The sequence below is a fragment of the Candidatus Symbiopectobacterium sp. NZEC135 genome, assembly GCF_025962695.1.
In genome coordinates, this window is sequence record NZ_JAGFPF010000073.1 from 1 (window position 1) to 18,417 (window position 18,417).

The window sequence follows — 18,417 nt, forward strand, 5'->3', positions numbered from 1 at the left end:
AACTCAGAAGTGAAACGCCGTAGCGCCGATGGTAGTGTGGGGCTTCCCCATGTGAGAGTAGGGAACTGCCAGGTTTTAATTAAGCAAGGGGGCTGTCCGAAAGGACAGCCCTTTTTGCTATGCGAGAAATATGTGTCGTTATTCCCAGCCCTTTATTTCGTCATCTTCGGTCCTACATGCTGTAATCATCGGCGTAATCCGGGGATCTCAGGCAAAAAGAACAAGTAACTCCTCGTCTATGTACTGAAGAATCCCCATAAATTTATGGGCAAGTCTTTTTGTTGGTACTGCGAATGTTTCGTGCGCGTTAACTCACGCAGCTATTTGCTCGGTGCATCTCACGCGCCCGACACGGGGTGTTCAAACGCCATCACCCCGTGGCCCCTGGCTTTTTCGCGGGAAATAACGCCGCTTTGCGGTGCCTTCGGGGCTCGAGTCCACTGACGGGCCGCCAGCGACGCGGAAAACTCGTCTCATCCATGAGACTCGCCCCTGCGGGGCCGCTGCTGGCAGCGTTCAAAAATGCTCCCGGCATTTTTGTCAGACGCGGCGCTGACTTTCGCGGCGTCCTGCCGCTCACCCTGTGGTCTCGTTCCTCTCAGCGTTATCTTTTACGCGATATAACGTCAAACAATTAAAACCATGTCGCTTTACGTCGTTATTTCTGGGGGCTCAGCACCTAAGCCTGGAAGGCCCGCCCTTCGACAGTGCAGTACATGCCAGCGAAAAAGCTTGCCGGATAGCAGATACAAAAACGGCCACAGTATTGGTACTGTGGCCGTGAGTGGAACCGGTGCGAGTTGTATAGCGCAGATTAGCGCAGATCTTTCATCGCAATATGGTCCATATCGTCAAACGTCAGGTTTTCACCGATCATGCCCCAGATAAAGGCATAATTTTTGGTGCCAACGCCGGTGTGAATCGACCAGCTCGGAGAGATTACCGCCTGCTCGTTGTGCATCACCAGGTGACGTGTTTCATGTGGCTCGCCCATCATATGGAAAATAATGGTGTCATCTGCCATGTCAAAATAGAAGTAAACTTCCATTCTGCGTTCATGGGTATGGGTCGGCATTGAGTTCCAGTTGCTGCCTTCTGCCAAACGTGTCAACCCCATGCTCAACTGACAGGTTTCCACCACTTCCGGCACCAGATATTTGCAAATAGTACGTTTGTTACAGGTCGCGATATCGCCCAGCGGGGCTTTAACCGCATCCTCTTGCGTAATCACACGCGTCGGGAACGTGGCATGCGCTGGCGCACTGTTGTAATACAGTTTTGCCGGTTTAGCCTTGTCTACGCTGCTGAATGCCAGCGCTTTCGCACCTTTACCTACGTAGAGTGCTTCTTCGTTGCCTACCGCGTAGCTTTTGCCATCAATCACGATGTTTGCCGGGCCACCGATATTGATCAGGCCTAACTCGCGGCGTTCGAGAAAATAGTTCACACCAAATTGCTTACCAATACCGTCATCAAAGGTGATCTCGCCGTCAATCGGCATAATCCCACCCACAACAATGCGGTCAATGTGGCTGTACACCATGGTGTATTGGTTTGGCGTAAAAATCTGCTCAATGAGAAATTTCTTTCTCAGCTCGGTAGTATCGAGCGTTTTAGCATGTTCGCTGTGTACACTTTGTCGTACGTCCATACGGTTACCTTTTATGCGTTTTTAGGTGAAAATCGTTTTGCCCACAAGGCCGTAATGATGGGCACGAGTACTGAAGTCACTATAACACTGGTGGCAACCAGCGCCGTGGCTTGTTGAGCTACTGGGGCAAATTCCGGAGCCATGTTGGCGATCAAAAGCGGGGTGGCAACTGCGGCACCGGCACTACTGGATGCCGCTACACCGGCGGTACCGTTACCGCCACCGATAAATTTGTCAGCCAGGATCAACGGGATACCCGTCACCACGATCACCAGCACGCCCAGGAAAATACCGGCAAAACCTGTTTTAAGAATAACGGCCAGGTTGATGGTGTTACCCAGAGCGAAGGCGAAGAAAGGGATCAGGGTTTGGACAGAGTTACCAAACAGTTTTCTCAGGTCAGGATCCAGGTTGCCCAGTGTAAAGCCAATCAGGAAAGGCAGCACAGCACCGACAAACAGTTGTGGTTCAAAGGTCGCAATACCGCTGGCACCAAGGATAACCATGGTCATCAGCGGACCGGATTCCAAAGACATCAACACGAAAGCACCGGCTTCTTCTTTAGAACCGTACTGATTCATCAGGGCGGCATACAGACCCCCATTGGTCATATCCATTGCCGCGACCAGTGCGAGGACAGAAATACCTGCAAGCAAGCCGTTTTGGATTCCATCGCCCGGCAAGAAGGTGCCCGCAATCATTGCCACGACCCATGCGGTAGCAATTTTGGTGACAACCAACACGCCAGATTTTTTCAGCATGGTGCCCGTTGCCTTAAGCTCAATGGATGCCCCCATACAGAAGAACCACACTGCCAGAATAGGAATGGTGCCGGTGATCAGCCCGTTACTGAAAGAGCCTAAATACTTCCCTGCCCCGGGCGTAAAAGTATTACAGAGTGCGCCCAAAAAGAGCGGAACCAGCATTAATCCCCCAGGGATTTTATCAATAGCTTGTTTAATTTTCATGAAAAGCCTCATCTATAAAAATAAAAATGTGTCCCGCCACTTTTAATAAAAGCAGATAGGTGATAGGTATGAAATTTAAAAATCAGGGGCGCGCAAGGCCCTGGGTGTTATTACCCTCATTCACATAATGTTGAAGATAGTTATCCCCATTAAAAATCGATAATTAAATGTTTAGTATTGCCTTATTTTTTTTGGTTTCTAGACGTTTTTTTAATTATAAGCTGCCTTTCCGTAATGTTGTTAAAGACATTACAGATATTTTAACCATTACCTATCGCTACCATGATTGATGACATTCATTACCGGATTCCGGTGAATGACGAACCTTTCAGTAGTAAGCAATTAAAGATAATTTATCAGTGTAAAATAAAAATTGTTTTATTGATGCTCTAATCATTAACCTCTTAATTAACAATGTAATATTCGAGTGTGTATATTGGCGTTATTCAGTGCGATGACTGTTAATATGATCGGAGATCGCTTTACTGGTTTTAATCAGGCTTGCCAGGTGTTTCTCTTTCTTGCCATTGGCGTACTGTGACTGCATACCGTTGACGCCGATAGCGGCGATAACCTTGCCATCCTGATTAAAAATCGGTGCTGCCATACAGCAGATTTCCTCAATATCTTCACCGTCGTCGATCGCCCAGCCTTGTTCTTTGACGAGTTTCAGGTGTTCCAGAAAATCATCTTTATTGGTAATAGTGCGTGGCGTAAAACGTTTAAAAGTACAATCAGAAATCAGGGTTTCTATTCTTTCCTGTGGTAGCCAGGCCAATAGTACTTTTCCCAGAGACATGCGGTTAAATACAATTTTCTTGCCTTCCCAGGATGTTTTTACAATGGCCTTAGGCGATTCAACTTTACTCAGGAAAAAACCGTTATCCCCCTCGAGAATACCGAGGTGGCAGGTTAACTCAGTCTCTTTCACCAATGTATGCATAAAGCCAATGGCATCTTTGCGTAGGTCGATATTCTTAATTGCCAGGCCACCTAACTCGAATAAACGCAAACCTAATACATAACGCCCATCAGCACGCTGGCGTAACAGTTGTGATACCGTCAATACTTCAAGCAGATGATGTACGCTACTTTTCGGTATAGACAGATCGGTACAGATCTCGGTAAAGCTGGCTTCATCACGATTGGCAATATAGTCAACTATCATCACGAGACGGACTGCCGCTGGTGCTTTGCTATGCTCAAGTTGTTGGAAGATGTTCATAATGGTTTTATATGTGAAACAGTGGTTTTTTATATAGAACAATAATAACGGAAGGGTATTTTATTTACCTAGATGCAGATCACAAAACGAGCGCTGTCGTGTTGATTATTTTAATATAAATGGAACGTAGTTTCATTAGGAAAACGGAAAAGGCAGTTTTATGACAATAGGGCGCGGAGAAGGGCGTGATAAGCAGGGAGCGTGCCTGCACAGAGAATAAAAAACCCCGCGAACGGGGTTTCACTGCGTGGGATTACAGGATCCGACTGATCAATCTGTCGATCCTGATACGGCGCAAGCGGCGTATCAATTTACGCACTTTCACCGGGTATTGCGCGATACCTTGCAAATCGGTATAGCTCTGGAGCGGCGTGGTGTATGCGCGAATCTGCTCCAACTCTTGCAACCGCTGTTCCAGCAGTACTTTTTCAGGATCGTGGATCAGGATGGCGTTTTCCAAATCCAAACGCCATGCGCGAGGATTGAGGTTATTGCCTGTCAGTAACTGCCAGGTATCGTCGGACCACAGCCCTTTGAGATGGAAGCTGTTATCCCCATCCTTCCACAATCGTACGGTTAACTGCTGATTGTCGATGTAACGCTGCAAGCGGCTGACGAACCGGCGCAGATTGATCTCATACAGGTAGGGCAACGCACCGATGATCTTGAACGGTTGATCTTCGGGAATAAAGAAATCGTTAGCCGTTTTGTCACCGATGATGATCTCTACCTGTTTGCCCTCTTTGAGCAGGCGCACCACGTTTTTGATCAGCAGTGCAGGCAGGTTGAAATAGGGCGTGCACATGACCAGCCGATGCTCGGTACAAAACATCAAGTGATGGATGGTGTTATTGAGCGGGCTTTGTTTACCCAACCCGACTAACGGCGTGACCGTCAGTTCCCCATTTACGCCTTCACCGCCGGGCGTGTTGTAGGCCAGAGTGCGCAGCGTTTGGCGAAATTGACGAATATCCGCTTTGATTTCCAGATTTTTGGGCCGTGAACGGCTGTCCAGACGTTGCACCGCCGGATCGTTTAGCAACGCAGTGATGTAGCCAGACATGGTATCGGCCAGCGTCGCATTATGGATAAGCTGATAGCGGTCGTAGCGATACTTATCATGCTGATGCAGATAGACATCGTTCAGGCTGGCACCGCTATACAGCACGCAGTCATCAGCAATGAAGCCCTTCAGGTGCAAGACGCCGAGTGCTTCGCGCGTATTGACCGGAACGCCATAAATGGGAAACTTCACGTCAGCGTGTTTTTCTGCCATATCGCAGTACCAATCCGCATTGGTACTCGCTGATTTGTCACCAATGCGCCCGCGCTGTGCACGGTGCCAATCGACCAACACACGCACGTCGAGATCGGGATTGCTGCGCTTGGCGTTGTAGAGCGCAGAGAGTATGCCCTGTCCGCCGTCATCCTGCTCCAGATAGAGTGCGACCAGATAGACTCGCGTCTTGGCCTGTTGGATCAGGTTAATCAGCGCGGTGCGGAACTGTTCAGGGGAGTGTAACGTCTGAATGCCGTCCGCTGCTTGAGGGATTTTGGGCAGTTGTGCAAGGTGTTGTTGGTATTTATTGCGTTTAAATGTAGACAACATCACAGTGCGTTTCTTCTCTTATTAGTCGGCGCAAGGCCGTCATTAATGATGTCAGGGGAATGCCGAATCGGGCGATGATACCACTACTTTTCGGGCGTAGTGAGTAAGTTTTACCGTTCATTACCAGATTGACCGCCAAAATAAACGCTCTGTCACGCAACATCTTGTGTGTTCAACGGCAGCACCAGCGTGACAATCCCTTCATCCAATTGCACGTCTACCGTGAAACCGAGTTTCTTTGCCAAGGCGACCATGCCCTGGTTATGCGGCATGGTGATGCCGTTCAATTGTTTTAAACCGTGGCGACGGGTGTAATCAATCAACTTGCCGAGCAGACGCTTGCCAAGCCCCATCCCTTTACAGTCCGAACGCACCAGCACCGCAAATTCAGCGGCAATATTATCGGGATCGGAAATGGCGCGCGTCACGCCAATGATTTCATCACCGAACGCCGTCTGTCGTACTGCCACAAAAGCCATTTCCCGATCGTAGTCGATCTGTGTCATGTACGCCAAATCTTCATGGTTGAATTCGTTGATTTCACTGAAATAACGGTAGTAGAGATCTTCTTTGGTGACGTTGCCGATAAAGTGTTCCAGCAGCGGTTCGTCCTCCGGCAGAATGGGGCGAAACAGGCAAGACTCCTGATTATTAAGCTGCACCTGTTCTTCCAGCTCTTGGGGATAAGGGCGGATGGCCAACCGGGACTGTGGATCGCCAGAAAAAGGCGCGAGATGGAGTGTGACATCCAACAGGGTAAATTCACTGCCCGATGCCAGCAGCGGATGAATATCGAGGCGATGCACTTCCGGACAGTCCAGAATCAGGTTGGAAACCTGCACCAGCAACCGGCTGAGCCCAGCGATATCCAATGGATGCAGGGCGCTGCGTCCGCGTATTTTGCCGCTTTTCAGCGCCTGCATTATCAGGTAGCGCGCCAGTGTCATATTGAGCGGCGGCAAGGCCACCGCCGCCTGCGAATCTTTGTTCCATTCCACGCTGCCATCGCCCAAGAGAATCAGCGGACCGAAGATAGGATCCTGTTCCACCGCGATACGCAACTCTTGCGCGCCAGCACGATTCGCCATGCCTTGCACTAACAGCCCGTGAATACGCGCCTGCGGATAGGCGCGTTTGACACGATCGATAATCGCATCGGCGGCTTGCTGAACTTCATGGGCAGTACGCAGGTAAAGCATCACTCCCTGTACTTCGGATTTGTGCGGGATATCCGGCGAACGCAACTTGATGGCGACCGGATAACCAATCTGTTCGGCAATATGCACCGCTTCTGCGCTGTCGCTGGCAATCCAGGTCGGCAACGTGTGCAGCCCGTAGGCGTGCAAAATCGGCTGAACTTCGTGGGTATCCAACTGCGTTACCCCATCCGTCAACGCCTGATGAATCAACTGATGTGCCTGAGCGGCGTTGATACCGAGATCGTGCGGCAGGGCAGGCGTTTCCATCAGTTGCTTCTGATTACGCCGGTATTCCACGATATGCATAAAGGCTGTGACCGCCCCTTCAGGCGTGCGGTAAGTGGGAATGCCCGCCTCATTGAACAGACGACGAGCCTCTTGAGAGGAATATTCGCCGCACCAGTTGGTGAGTAAGGTGATGCGTTTGCCGCGCGGATGTGCCTGACAGCAGGCAATCAACTGTTGTGCGCTTTCTGTGCCGGGCGCAGCGGCGCTCGGCGCGTGGATGATCAGCAGGGCGTCGTAGTCATCGCTGTCCAGTAGCACCGAAAGTGTGCTGAGATAGCGCGCAGCAGTAGCGTCGTCGCGCAGATCGAGCGGGTTTCCGATGTGGACTTCCTTGGGCAATATGTCGCGCAGCTTCTGCTGTGTCGGTTCCGTCAAGGTTGCCAGTTTGCCTTGTCGGCTAAGCAACTGATCGAGCGCTTGTGCGGCGGGCGATGCGCCATTGCTGACAATCAGCAAGCGCTCACCGCGCAGCGGCCTCAGGTGACTCAGCGTTTCTACCGCGGAGAACAGCTCGTGGGTGTCGCGTACCCGCAGCAGACCGGCACGCTGGATAGCCGCATCGTAGGCGGCATCCAACCCGAGTTGATGCCCGTGCAGTAACTGCTGAGCAAGCTGAGTTCGACCGCTCTTGATGACCAGGATCGGCTTGTTTCTGGCGGCGCTGCGCGCGGCGGAGAGGAAACGCCGCGCATCCTTAAGCTGTTCCAGATGCAATAAAATGGCGCTGGTTTTACCATCACGCGCCAGAAAATCGAGGACATCGTCCACATCGATATCCAGGCTGTCACCCAGCGCGATGAAGTAGGAAAAACCGATGCCCCGCTGTTGCGCCCAATCGAGAATAGTATTGGAAACCGCAGCGGACTGAGAAATGAACGCCAGCTTGCCTTTGACGATCGGCACGGGAGAGAAACTGGCGTTGAAACCTTGCCAGGGTGCCAATATCCCCAGACTGTTCGGACCCAACAGACGCATGGCATAGCGGCTGGCGCAGGCTTTGAGTTCTTCCGCCTGTGCCGGGGGCGAAGAGAGAATAATCACGGTTTTACAACCGCGCTGACCCAACGCGTCTAGCAGCAGTAAATTGCGACTGGCATGGGTACAGAGTACCGCCAGATCGGGAGTGATGGGCAAACTTGCCACATCGGGATAAGCCAGTACGCCGCAGACGGCACGGTATTTGGGCGTGACGGGCAGGATTGGACCGGAGAAGTGACCGCCCAGCAGGTTTTGCATCATGAGAAAACCGGCGCGCCCCGGTTTCTCCGACGCGCCCAGCACGGCGATCGATTTTGGTCTTAATAACGCTTCTAACCCGCGCTGACTCATGGCTCGCTCCCGACAGGACAGAGAACTGAATCATAGCGGTTTTTATGTCGTTATGCTGTGACAGTCGATGAACTTTCCTGCACAGGGCGATGTGCTTTACCGGCCAGATAACGTTGACGAAAGCTGTCGAAGTGATTGAGCAGGCCCTGGCTGGCATCAGTATCACCTGCCTGTTGCAGCAGTGCGGCAGCAATTTCCGCCGTGCAGTGTTGCCCTGCGCCACTGGCTTCGCGCAGTTGGTAGCGTGAGAGTGATTCAACCGCAAGCGACAAAATCGGCAATGTATCCAGATAAGGGCTTTTGCGGAACATTTTGCGCGCTTCCGGCCAAGTGCCATCCAGCAGCACAAACAGTGGCGGCTTGGCGTTATCCGGTAAACGGTGCAATACCTGACGCGACGGCTCGGCTTCATCCGCAAGAAAAACCAGATAGGGCTGATAGTCCGAGATTTGCAGCGCTGCCAACAACGCCGGATCGGGCTCCGTGCGTGACCAGAGAAAGGCTTGAGTGTCAGGCAGAATATCAGCAATCAGGCGGCCGGTATTGCTGGGCTTTAACGGCTCGGTATCGAACATGATCAAACAGAAACGGCTGCGTGCCGAATGCGGGGTGATGGTGTCGCACAGACAGTTGGTCACCGGCAGCAGGCAGTGTTGACAACGTACCACACGGCAACCTCGTGCCCGAAAAGGGCGGGTGGAGCGTTCCAGCCGGTGCTGGCGCAAACGAAGAACAGCGTTATCGCGCATAGGGAGTCGCTAAAAAGCGCTATTCTACTTGACGCACTGGAGGACAGAAAGCCCCAGTGCGGTTTTTATTCGATGGCGCAACCGCTCAAACCGTTTCATCTAACCAGTTTTCAAACGGCGTTTTCGGCAGCGCACCGCTCATGATATCTACCGGTTTACCCTGTTTAAACACCATTAGCGTCGGAATGCTGCGAATGCGAAAACGAGCACTTAATTCCGGCTCAGCTTCGGTATTCACCTTGATAAAGCGAATGTTACCCGCGCGCTCTTGCGCCACCGCCGTAAAGATCGGGGCAAAGGCGACGCAGGGGCCACACCAGGGCGCCCAAAAGTCGACGACCACAGGCAAATCGTCTTGCAACAGTTTGTCGAATGTGGCGCTGGTGGCATTGATTACCTCACCGGAAAACAGCTCGCTGCCACAGCGGCCACAGGTTGGGCTGTCGTGAAGGCGTTCTTCAGGCAAACGGTTCGTGGAGTGGCAGGATTCGCATACCGTGTTCATAGGCGACCTCAAATCATAAAGCGGCTAAAATAGAGGTGCTGTGGTCAACGCTGTGCCATAACCAAAGGGCAGGGTGAAAAACCACAGCATGTTATATAAGTGTAAACGTATTATGGTGATGGCTTACAGGGGAAACAACGTGGTTTCTTCAATGATTACAATAGCCATCACCGTTATGATTCAGGTTTCGGTGTCATCGTTTGCCGCGGTGTCACGGAAACTCCGCTTTTATGCCCGAAGTCGGTAGCGTCGCGGGTGTACATCAGGTAATCTTCGCGCCAGCGCGTTGGTGGAGAAAATAATGAGCGATTCAGCGGGTAGTAAGAGCGGAAAGGTCCGCGTGATGTACGTCCGTAATGAGGACGAAAAGAAAAATTCGCGTACCGGAGACGGCGCGCGCGATCGCCGTAATGATAACGAAAAAACCGGGCGGCGCGACAACCGGGACAAAGACGGGCGCAGCAAAGGGCCCTACGAGTCTCGCGACAACCGGGACAAAGAGGGGCGCAGCAAAGGGCCCTACGAGTCTCGCGACAACCGGGACAAAGAGGGGCGCAGTAAAGGGCCCTATGAGTCTCGAGACAACCGGGATAAAGACGGGCGCAGCAAAGGGCCCTATGAGTCTCGCGACAACCGGGACAAAGACGGACGCAGCAAAGGGCCCTATGCATCTCGTGACAACCGGGACAAAGACGGGCGCGGCAAGCCGCGTGATAATCGCGATAACCGTGATAACGATGGCCGTACTAAGCCACGCGATCCGCGCGACATGAACCCGCGCTATGTGCGTGAAAATCCGCATCGCAATAATGATAACGCAGGGCGCGACGATCGCGCAGATTACGGTCGCGGCAGCGATTCACCGTGGAAAACCGTGTCGCGCGCGCCGGATGCCGACGAGACGCCAGACCACGGCGGGATTGTGGGTAAGAGCAGTATCGATCCCGAACAGATTCGCCGTCAGCGTCAGGAAGAGACGCGGGTTTATGGTGAAAATGCCTGTCAGGCGCTGTTTACCAACCGTCCGGACGCCATTGTGCGCGCCTGGTTCCTGCAAGAAGTGACGCCGCGTTTCCGTGAAGCGTTACGCTGGATGGCGGCGAACCGTAAAGCCTACCATGTGGTGGATGATGAAGAACTCACCAAGGCGTCTGGCACCGATCACCACGGCGGCGTGTGCTTCCTGATCAAAAAACGCCAGGGTTCTGATGTGAATGACTATCTGGCACAGGCACAGACGAAGGAAACGGATTGCGTGCTGGCGCTGGAAAATGTGGGTAACCCGCATAATCTGGGCGGTATCGTGCGCTCCTGCGCGCACTTTGGTGTTGAAGGGGTGCTGATTCACGATCCGTCGTTGCTGGAATCTGGTGCGGCAGTGCGCACGGCAGAAGGCGGCGCAGAGCATGTGAATGCCATTCAAACCGATAGTTTCCCTTCGGCGCTGGATGCGTTCCGCGCGGCGGGTTATACCATCGCGACCACCTCCAGCCACAAAGGACAACCGCTGGCACAAACCGCATTGCCGAAAAAAGTGGTATTGGTGGTGGGGCATGAGGGTGATGGCCTGACGGACAGCACCTGGCAGCAGGGGGATTTACCGCTGTCTATCGGTGGTACGGGTAAAGTGGAAAGCCTGAATATCTCGGTTGCAACGGGCATTTTGCTGGCGGAATGGTGGCGGCAGAATAACTGAGAATAGCTACGCTATATCTCCTTCATAAGGCTGCGATGTTAATCACTCGCAGCCTTATTTATGTGTCCATCATTCAAAACCAAAAAGCGGATACTTGTGGTATCAGTGAGCGCCGCCGCCGCCGCCCCCGGTAGTAAACGGTGGTCGCGCAAACCACACCAATATCAGCAGCACCAGAAAGACTGCTGCTGCTGCCCAAAAGATTTCATTGGCCGAAATGATCAACCCTTGATTGGTGATCTGCTGGGCAATATAGGCGGAAGCCTGCTTCTCACTCATCCCCATCTCCATCAACTGCTGATAGGATCCCTGCGCTATGGGGTTGTAAGGCGTCACCGATTCGGTGAGATGCGCGTGGTGCAGTGATTCGCGCTGTGTCCACAGTGTCGTCGTGATCGAGGTACCGATGGAGCCAGCCAGTGTCCGCGCAAAGTTCGACAGGCTCGAGGCCGCCGCCAGTCGCTCTGGGGGTAACCCGGAAAGCGTAATGGTGGTGAGTGGCATAAAGAAGCAGGCCACGGCGAACCCTTGCACAAATTGCGGCCAGGCCGAAGCACCGAAATCCATCCCCGGTTCAAAGGTATAGGCACGCCAATAAAAGCACACGGCATACATGATGAAGCTGAACGTCACCAGCTTGCGCATATCTAAACGCGGTGCAAAGCGCCCAATGATGGGGGAGAGCAGCACGGGCATCAGGCCGACGGGGGCTGAGGCAAACCCTGCCCAGGTTGCGGTATAGCCATAGACCGTTTGCAATAGCTGCGGCAACAGCACGATGGAGCCGAAATAAAACATATAGGCCAGGCTGATACACAAGCAGCCAATGGTGAAGTTGCGCGACTTAAACAGCGACAAATCCACCACCGGATGGTCATCGGTCAGCTCCCAGACAATCAGGAAGGCAATGGCGACCACCGCCACCACCGTCAAAATGATTATCTCGTTGGAACTGAACCAGTCCAGCTCTTTACCGCGGTCCAGCATCATTTGCAGGCTGCCGATACCGATAATCAACAGCGCCAGACCGATGGTGTCAATCGGTCGAATTTCGGTTTTGGTTTCGCGCCCCTTCAGGGTTTGCATCGCGATGACCACCACCAAAATGCCTAACGGCACGTTGATAAAGAAGATCCAGCCCCAGTGATAATTATCACTGATCCAGCCGCCGAGGATCGGGCCACAAATGGGGGCCACTACCACCGTCATTGACCAGAGCGCCAGTGCAATGCTGCGTCGGGCGGGCGGATAGTTGCTCAGTAACAAGCTTTGCGACAGCGGAATCAACGGACCGGCCACAATCCCCTGAAGCACACGGGCGAAAATCAGCATTTCCAGGCTGGTGGAGACGCCGCACAGCCATGACGTGAAGGCGAACAGTCCTGTTGACCACAAGAACAAGCGCACCTCTCCGATGCGTTTGGCGAGCCAACCGGTAATCGGAATGGAAATCGCATTGGCTACCCCGAATGACGTGATAACCCAAGTGCCCTGGGAGTTTGAGGCTCCCAGGTTACCGGCAATCGTGGGGATAGCCACGTTAGCGATGGTCGAATCCAGCACCTGCATAAAGGTCGCCAATGACAGCGCGACGGTCATCCAGGCCAGGGCCGAGCCTTCAAGCGGTTTTCTCTGCACGCTCATCTCCTGCGAGGTTATTCCGCATTAGCTCGAATAATGGTGTCGATCAGGGTATTGACCGGGGCCAGATCCAGCGTCAACGCATCACTTTGATATGCCGGAGCGCTGCGCGGTGCATCGGAAAGCACTTTTCCGTCTACATTAGCAGTATCGACTTTCACCAGTGTGGAAAGGCCAATACGCAACGGATGCTCAGCCAATTGCTGCGCATCCAGCTCAATACGTACGGGCAAACGCTGCACAACCTTGATCCAGTTACCGGTGGCATTTTGCGCAGGTAACAGAGAGAACGCGCTGCCGGTTCCCATATCAAGGCCAACCACCTTGCCCTGGTACACCACATCGTCACCGTAGATATCACTGACCACTGTCACGGGTTGGCCGATACGCATATTGGCAAGCTGCGTTTCTTTAAAGTTGGCATCCACCCATAAATGGTGGGCGGGCACCACGGCCATCAGCGCCGATGCGGGGGTGATACGCGCACCGACCTGTACGCTGCGGCGAGAAATATAGCCATCCACCGGGCTCACAATACGGGTTCTTTGCAGTGCCAACCAGGCATCACGCAGATCGGTCGCGGCTTGTTGCACACCGGGCTGCTGCTCAAGTGGCGTATCAAGGATCATCGCTCGATTGGCCTGATATTGCTGCTTGGCCACTTCCAGTGAGGCACGGGCGCTGGCGACGGCATCGCGAGCGTGCTGCACATCTTCACGGCCAATGGCATTCACGTTACCCAGGGCTTCACGGCGCGCAAGGTCGCCCGTGGCTTTATTGAGTTCCGTTTGATACAGATCGATATTGGCCTGATATTGTTTGCTGTTGATCATCAACTGGTGCGTTTGGCGCACGCTGTTAGCCAACGCCGTCTGCGCTCGTTCAAAAGCCAGTTGCGCATCGGTCGAATCCAGTTCGACCAGAACCGCCCCCTGCTTGACGAAATCGGTGTTGTCCACGTTAACGCGGGTGACGCTGCCGCTCACCTGGGACATTAATTGCACCTGATTGCCTGCCACATAAGCATCGTCAGTTTCCTGATGGTGCCTGAGCACCTGATACCAGTAGACAAACCAGATGCAGCCAACCAGTAAAAACAGCATGGTCAACAGGGTAAGTACCCGTTTGCGTTGGTATTTTTTATTCTTCGTAGGAGCCTGCGGCGTTGGGTTTTCCACGCTTGAACTCATGGTGTTTTCCTCTGCTTCAAATGTCATTTTTTCGTTATTTTTTATCGGAATGCGGCGGATAACGATGGCCGATTCTTACACATCGCTGCGAGGCAGAGAATCGGTCAACGCAGCCTTTACCCTTGATACAGCTTATCGCTCCGGCTGCCGTGAGGCAGCGGAACGTGGTCCGTTTAATAAACGGTCATGATACGAACGGGTATTGATTCAAAAACATCAGGCATCTGGCAAATACGCCAGCGCGCGTGAAGATGTATTTAAGGTAAGACAGTATTGTTATTATCGGTCTGACGCGATCAGGGATTATCGATCTTGTCCATTTCGTCCAGCCGCACCAGCAATTTACGCATCAGCACTTCCAACTGCTTCTGCTCATCTTTTTCCAATGCTGACCAGAGAAAATGCAGACTCTGGTGCTGCGGTGGCAACAGACGATCGAGAAACGCTTTGCCTTCATCTGTCATATGCAAGTGTAAGCAACGACGATCGCTATCGCTTTCACGGCGTTCGATCCAACCGCGTTTTTCTAACTCATCGGCAATGCGCGTGGCATTGGTGCGCGAAGAGCCCAGTGCGGCGCTCAATTCTGATGGCTGAATGCTACGTGATTCCTGAGATTCCAGCGTAATCAGTGCCATAAACAACGTTTCGTTGATGCCCTGTTCCCGCAAAATCTTGTTGCGGTGCTCCAGAATCTTGTTCTGCATATGCATGCACAGGCGCACTAGCAAGATTTCCTGTTGAGGAAACTCTGGATTGCGCGATGCGCGCAGATTGATCATTTGTTCGATGGGCGAGAAAGAACTGTTTTTATCGAACTCAGGCTTTTTGTCACGCGCGTCACTTTCAGTGATCCCGCGCTTGTGTACAGATGGGCTATCCATTTTTATGTGAACCTCATTAATCACTAACAGTATAATAACTAAAGTTACTAATCGGGTAAACGATATTTAATCGCATTGTGTTGTCGACTTTGTGACAGAACGTAAGTGACCTTGTGTAAGGTAACGTGAACCACTAATAACGTGCTGCTAACACAATGATATTAAATAATTCCCAATGAAAGGTATTTAAAAGCAATACCGTAACAAAACGCACCCAACAATGTGGATATGACAATGCTGCGTGTCCGGTAAAAGCAGAGCGTGAGCGTCAGGCAACCGATGAGCGTAGGCAACAACTTGTTAGTATGCTGCTGAATCTCCGGGACGCTGGAAACGATCAGCAGAGCGCAGATAGACGCGATGCCAATGCTGTCGAGTACCGCGCCCACTTGGCCGCGCTTGAGTGAGCCGGAAGCGCGGCTGGTGCCCAGACGCAGCGGCAGGTAGCGGAACAAAAAATTCACCGCGCCAACCAGCATACCAATGAGTAAAATTTGAGTACTCATGATCGGCTCTCCTCCTGTTTGACCGCGAGGGGGGGCGTAAGAAACAGCGCGGCGGCGCAGCCGCTGCCGATACCGACTAAAATCGCGGCCGGAATGGAGAACAGCAGTAACCCCAGCAGGGCACCACCCAGCGCGCACACCACGACCCCACTTTGCCGTTTTTTAAAAGAAGCCAGCAGGAAACTGAGGAACAACGCAGGCAACATGAAGGTGAGCGCCGCTTCGACGGCGGGATACGCTTTCAGCGGCCCGTTACCGAATAACGCGCCGATTGCTGTTCCGCAGGCCCAGGAAATCCAGGAGGCGGCAGCGACACCCAGCATCCAGTTTTCACTCCAGCGGCGATTGTTTTGTGCCAGCCGTGCTGTCGCGGCGGCGAAGACCTCATCGGTCAGCCCAAACGCCCACAGCGGAGTCTTGCGTGTAGGCAGGCGCTGCAAGATGCGGTGCCGCAGCGCCGGACCATACAGCACATGGCGCACATCCATCGCCATGACGGTAAATGCCGCCACCCAAATAGACATCCCGGCACTGAGCAGGGCGGTAATGACAAACTGGCTGGCCCCGGCGTAGATAACGCAGGACATAAAGACCGCTTCCCACGGCGAATACCCGAGTTTGACCGCGTTCAGGCCAAAAGCGAAGGCGACGGGAAGATAACCGATCACAATCGGCAGGCTACTGATCACCCCTTCGGCAAAGGTGGCGTGCGCAGAAGCGTGTTCAATCTGCTTCTCCTGCTGGTGGCTTATCATTGGCTAACGTGTCGTTTAATAGAATGGGTGGTCAATACCCTACCGATAAAACAGCAGATGTGCCAGAAATGTGACACATCCTCATCAACGGCCTTGTCAGCCGTGTTTTCGGCCGGGAATCCAAATAAGTAGCGTCAGCAGGCTTACTGCGGCACCCGCATAGCAAACGCCTGTCCAGCCCGCAGCCTGATAGGTGGCTGCAGACTGAAAAGAGCCCACCGCGCCGCCAATAAAATAGCTGGCTATGTACCCGGCGGTGAGCCGATTACGCGCTTCTGGCATCATCTGATAGATCACGCTTTGACTAGTGACGTGCAACCCCTGTATGGCAAGGTCGAGCACCACAATGCCAACAATCCGCGGTAGCCGCGCCGTAATACCCATAGCGATCCTGCCCCAGGACAGCAGCACCAGACCCACCGTAGTGGTTAATGTTATCGACCAGCCGTCCCGACTAAACCAAACAGCCCGATAATCCCTTCTGAATAGTGATAAGGCGGTGCTGATAGCAGAAATGCCATCGAGGTCCAAAGAATGCTGAAATTAGCGAAAGAGAGACAGCCAAGCAGTGCGCGCACGCGCAGCACGGGCGTAGTGGCAAACAGCCGGGAAATGGAGACGATCAATTGCTCGTATTGCAGGTTATGGTTGGGCGGTAAACGTGGCAGCGCGCTATAAGAAACAGGCCCAAGTGGGCCTGTAAGTGAATAACAGCGTGACGCTATTCAGTTATCTGGCCGCGTCAGCGGCAGTTTTTATCCAACCATCAAACTGTGCCTGATGTGCCTTGATCCAGCCATCCACATGGCGTTCGATATCTTTCTGGCTGCTCTCTCCGCTGCGCATCCGCATGTTTTGCGCGTTGATGTCGGCCAATGGCAGCTTCATGATGGCAAACAGCTTGGCCGCCGCCGGATTTTTCTCGGCCCACGCTTTGTTCGCGGCGATGCGAATATTATTCACAGGGAAGCCGTAGTCATTGCCGTTAGCCAGCTTGGTGCTGGAGCCTTTCATTTCTCCCGGTTGAGAAGAGAAAGGCACCTGTAACCAGACAACGTCGCGCCCCGGTACCAGCACATCGCTGACCCAGTATGGTGTCCAGGTGTAATAGAAGATAGGCTTACCTTCCTTATAGCGGGTAATGGCATCTGCGATCATTGCGGCGTAGTTACCCTGATTGTGCTCGACCGTATTGCTCAATCCGTAAGCCTGAAGGTGATGGTTGATGGCGGCTTCACAACCCCAGCCCGGCGCACAGCCGATCAGGTCCGCTTTGCCGTCACCGTTGGTATCAAACAGCTTGGCGATCTCAGGGTCTTTAAATTGCTCAACGTTGGTTATCTGGTACTTTTCCGCTGTCTTTTTGTCGATCAGATAGCCCTGCGCTGCGCCGCCAACGTAAACCCCGTCGCGGTAAAATTTGGCATCACCACCCGCCGCTTTGTACATGTCTGCCTGAAGCGGATCCCAGTTGACGGCGGTGAAGGTAGCATCGCCGGAGGCGATGGACATATAGGCAACGTTGTAATCCACTTCTCGAATGGGTTGCACGTCGTAGCCCAATTTTTCCAGCGCGCGGCTGACCAGCAGCGTCTGGAAGGTTTCTTCCGAAATCGTGCTCTGCACGGGCTGAACACTGATACCTTTGCCCGGCTGATCGGCAGCATAGAGCGGCGAGCCTGTCAGCGCGGCAATCAGGGCAACAGCCCCGAATCCGGTTTTGTGTATCATGGTTTATCCCTCTGTATGTTGTAGTGTGATTAACGCGTGAACGGGCGTAAAATCAGCCCCAACGGACCGGTGCGATACCAGGATTGATTACCACGGCTACGGCGGTCACGCCCCAGAGACTGGGTCAATCGATCCAAAATGATGGCAAGAATAACGATCCCGACGCCGCCCACGGCAGCCAGCCCCATATCCAGACGCCCGATACCGCGCAGCACCATTTGCCCCAATCCGCCTACGGCGATCATCGAAGCAATCACCACCATGGAGAGCGCGAGCATCAGCGTCTGGTTAACACCCGCCATGATGGTGGGCATTGCCAACGGCAACTGTACTTTGAACAGCATCTGGCGCGGACTGGCGCCAAAGGACTCCGCGGCTTCGACCAGATCGGCAGGCACCTGCCGGATACCGAGGATGGTCAAACGCACAATCGGCGGCAGCGCAAAGATAATGGTGACCACCACGCCGGGCACATTCCCGATGCCAAACAG

Annotated in this window: 16 protein-coding genes and 1 pseudogene; 2 read left to right on the forward strand and 15 right to left on the reverse strand. The window is 53.2% G+C overall.

The window, feature by feature from the left end:
* On the forward strand, positions 1-228 hold a 228-nt coding region (locus J5224_RS21375; RefSeq protein ID WP_264627270.1), incomplete at its 5' end, for a hypothetical protein.
* 586 nt (positions 229-814) lie between these two features.
* Here the strand turns inward: J5224_RS21375 and kduI are convergent.
* From kduI to trxC, 7 genes are all read right to left on the reverse strand, one after another.
* Positions 815-1,651, reverse strand: coding sequence for a 5-dehydro-4-deoxy-D-glucuronate isomerase (gene kduI, locus J5224_RS21380; protein ID WP_264627271.1), 837 nt, complete (start codon positions 1,649-1,651; stop codon positions 815-817).
* A gap of 11 nt (positions 1,652-1,662) precedes the next feature.
* Positions 1,663-2,619 (reverse strand): 2-keto-3-deoxygluconate transporter, encoded by a 957-nt coding sequence (gene kdgT, locus J5224_RS21385; RefSeq protein ID WP_264627272.1) that lies wholly within the window; start codon positions 2,617-2,619, stop codon positions 1,663-1,665.
* 442 nt (positions 2,620-3,061) lie between these two features.
* On the reverse strand, positions 3,062-3,844 hold the full coding sequence (locus tag J5224_RS21390) for an IclR family transcriptional regulator (RefSeq protein WP_264627273.1): 783 nt from the start codon (positions 3,842-3,844) through the stop codon (positions 3,062-3,064).
* 253 nt (positions 3,845-4,097) lie between these two features.
* The gene (gene pssA / locus J5224_RS21395; protein ID WP_264627274.1) at positions 4,098-5,453 is read right to left on the reverse strand and encodes a CDP-diacylglycerol--serine O-phosphatidyltransferase; all 1,356 of its coding nucleotides are present in this window, start codon (positions 5,451-5,453) and stop codon (positions 4,098-4,100) included.
* A 152-nt stretch (positions 5,454-5,605) separates the two neighbouring features.
* On the reverse strand, positions 5,606-8,269 hold the full coding sequence (locus J5224_RS21400; RefSeq protein WP_264627275.1) for a bifunctional acetate--CoA ligase family protein/GNAT family N-acetyltransferase: 2,664 nt from the start codon (positions 8,267-8,269) through the stop codon (positions 5,606-5,608).
* 50 nt (positions 8,270-8,319) lie between these two features.
* Positions 8,320-9,018: a tRNA-uridine aminocarboxypropyltransferase gene (locus J5224_RS21405; RefSeq protein ID WP_264627276.1), complete on the reverse strand. Its 699-nt coding sequence runs from the start codon at positions 9,016-9,018 to the stop codon at positions 8,320-8,322.
* Positions 9,019-9,103: 85 nt separating this feature from the next.
* Entirely contained in the window at positions 9,104-9,523 is a 420-nt protein-coding gene (trxC, locus tag J5224_RS21410) for a thioredoxin TrxC (RefSeq protein ID WP_264627277.1), read from the reverse strand.
* A gap of 301 nt (positions 9,524-9,824) precedes the next feature.
* Here trxC and J5224_RS21415 point away from each other — a divergent pair, with 301 nt between their 5' ends.
* A complete protein-coding gene (locus J5224_RS21415) occupies positions 9,825-11,219 on the forward strand; it encodes a tRNA/rRNA methyltransferase (RefSeq protein ID WP_264627278.1) in 1,395 nt (464 codons plus the stop codon).
* A 102-nt stretch (positions 11,220-11,321) separates the two neighbouring features.
* Here the strand turns inward: J5224_RS21415 and emrB are convergent, their stop codons facing one another.
* The 8 genes and pseudogenes from emrB to J5224_RS21455 all read right to left on the reverse strand — a co-directional run.
* Positions 11,322-12,857, reverse strand: a complete 1,536-nt coding sequence (emrB, locus tag J5224_RS21420; protein ID WP_413544711.1) for a multidrug efflux MFS transporter permease subunit EmrB — start codon at positions 12,855-12,857, stop codon at positions 11,322-11,324.
* A gap of 17 nt (positions 12,858-12,874) precedes the next feature.
* Positions 12,875-14,050: a multidrug efflux MFS transporter periplasmic adaptor subunit EmrA gene (emrA, locus tag J5224_RS21425; RefSeq protein ID WP_264627280.1), complete on the reverse strand. Its 1,176-nt coding sequence runs from the start codon at positions 14,048-14,050 to the stop codon at positions 12,875-12,877.
* 296 nt (positions 14,051-14,346) lie between these two features.
* Positions 14,347-14,934: a transcriptional repressor MprA gene (gene mprA, locus J5224_RS21430; protein ID WP_264627281.1), complete on the reverse strand. Its 588-nt coding sequence runs from the start codon at positions 14,932-14,934 to the stop codon at positions 14,347-14,349.
* A 161-nt stretch (positions 14,935-15,095) separates the two neighbouring features.
* Positions 15,096-15,440 (reverse strand): L-valine transporter subunit YgaH, encoded by a 345-nt coding sequence (ygaH, locus tag J5224_RS21435; RefSeq protein ID WP_264627282.1) that lies wholly within the window; start codon positions 15,438-15,440, stop codon positions 15,096-15,098.
* On the reverse strand, positions 15,437-16,195 hold the full coding sequence (locus J5224_RS21440) for an AzlC family ABC transporter permease (RefSeq protein WP_264627283.1): 759 nt from the start codon (positions 16,193-16,195) through the stop codon (positions 15,437-15,439). The genes ygaH and J5224_RS21440 overlap by 4 nt, the downstream gene beginning before the upstream one ends.
* Positions 16,196-16,291: 96 nt before the next feature.
* Positions 16,292-16,878 (reverse strand): annotated as a pseudogene (locus tag J5224_RS21445) (MFS transporter); the annotation flags it as partial.
* Between the two features lie 46 nt (positions 16,879-16,924).
* The gene (proX, locus tag J5224_RS21450; RefSeq protein ID WP_264627284.1) at positions 16,925-17,926 is read right to left on the reverse strand and encodes a glycine betaine/L-proline ABC transporter substrate-binding protein ProX; all 1,002 of its coding nucleotides are present in this window, start codon (positions 17,924-17,926) and stop codon (positions 16,925-16,927) included.
* A 29-nt stretch (positions 17,927-17,955) separates the two neighbouring features.
* The coding region (locus tag J5224_RS21455) for an ABC transporter permease subunit (protein ID WP_264627285.1) at positions 17,956-18,417 on the reverse strand (462 nt) is incomplete at its 5' end.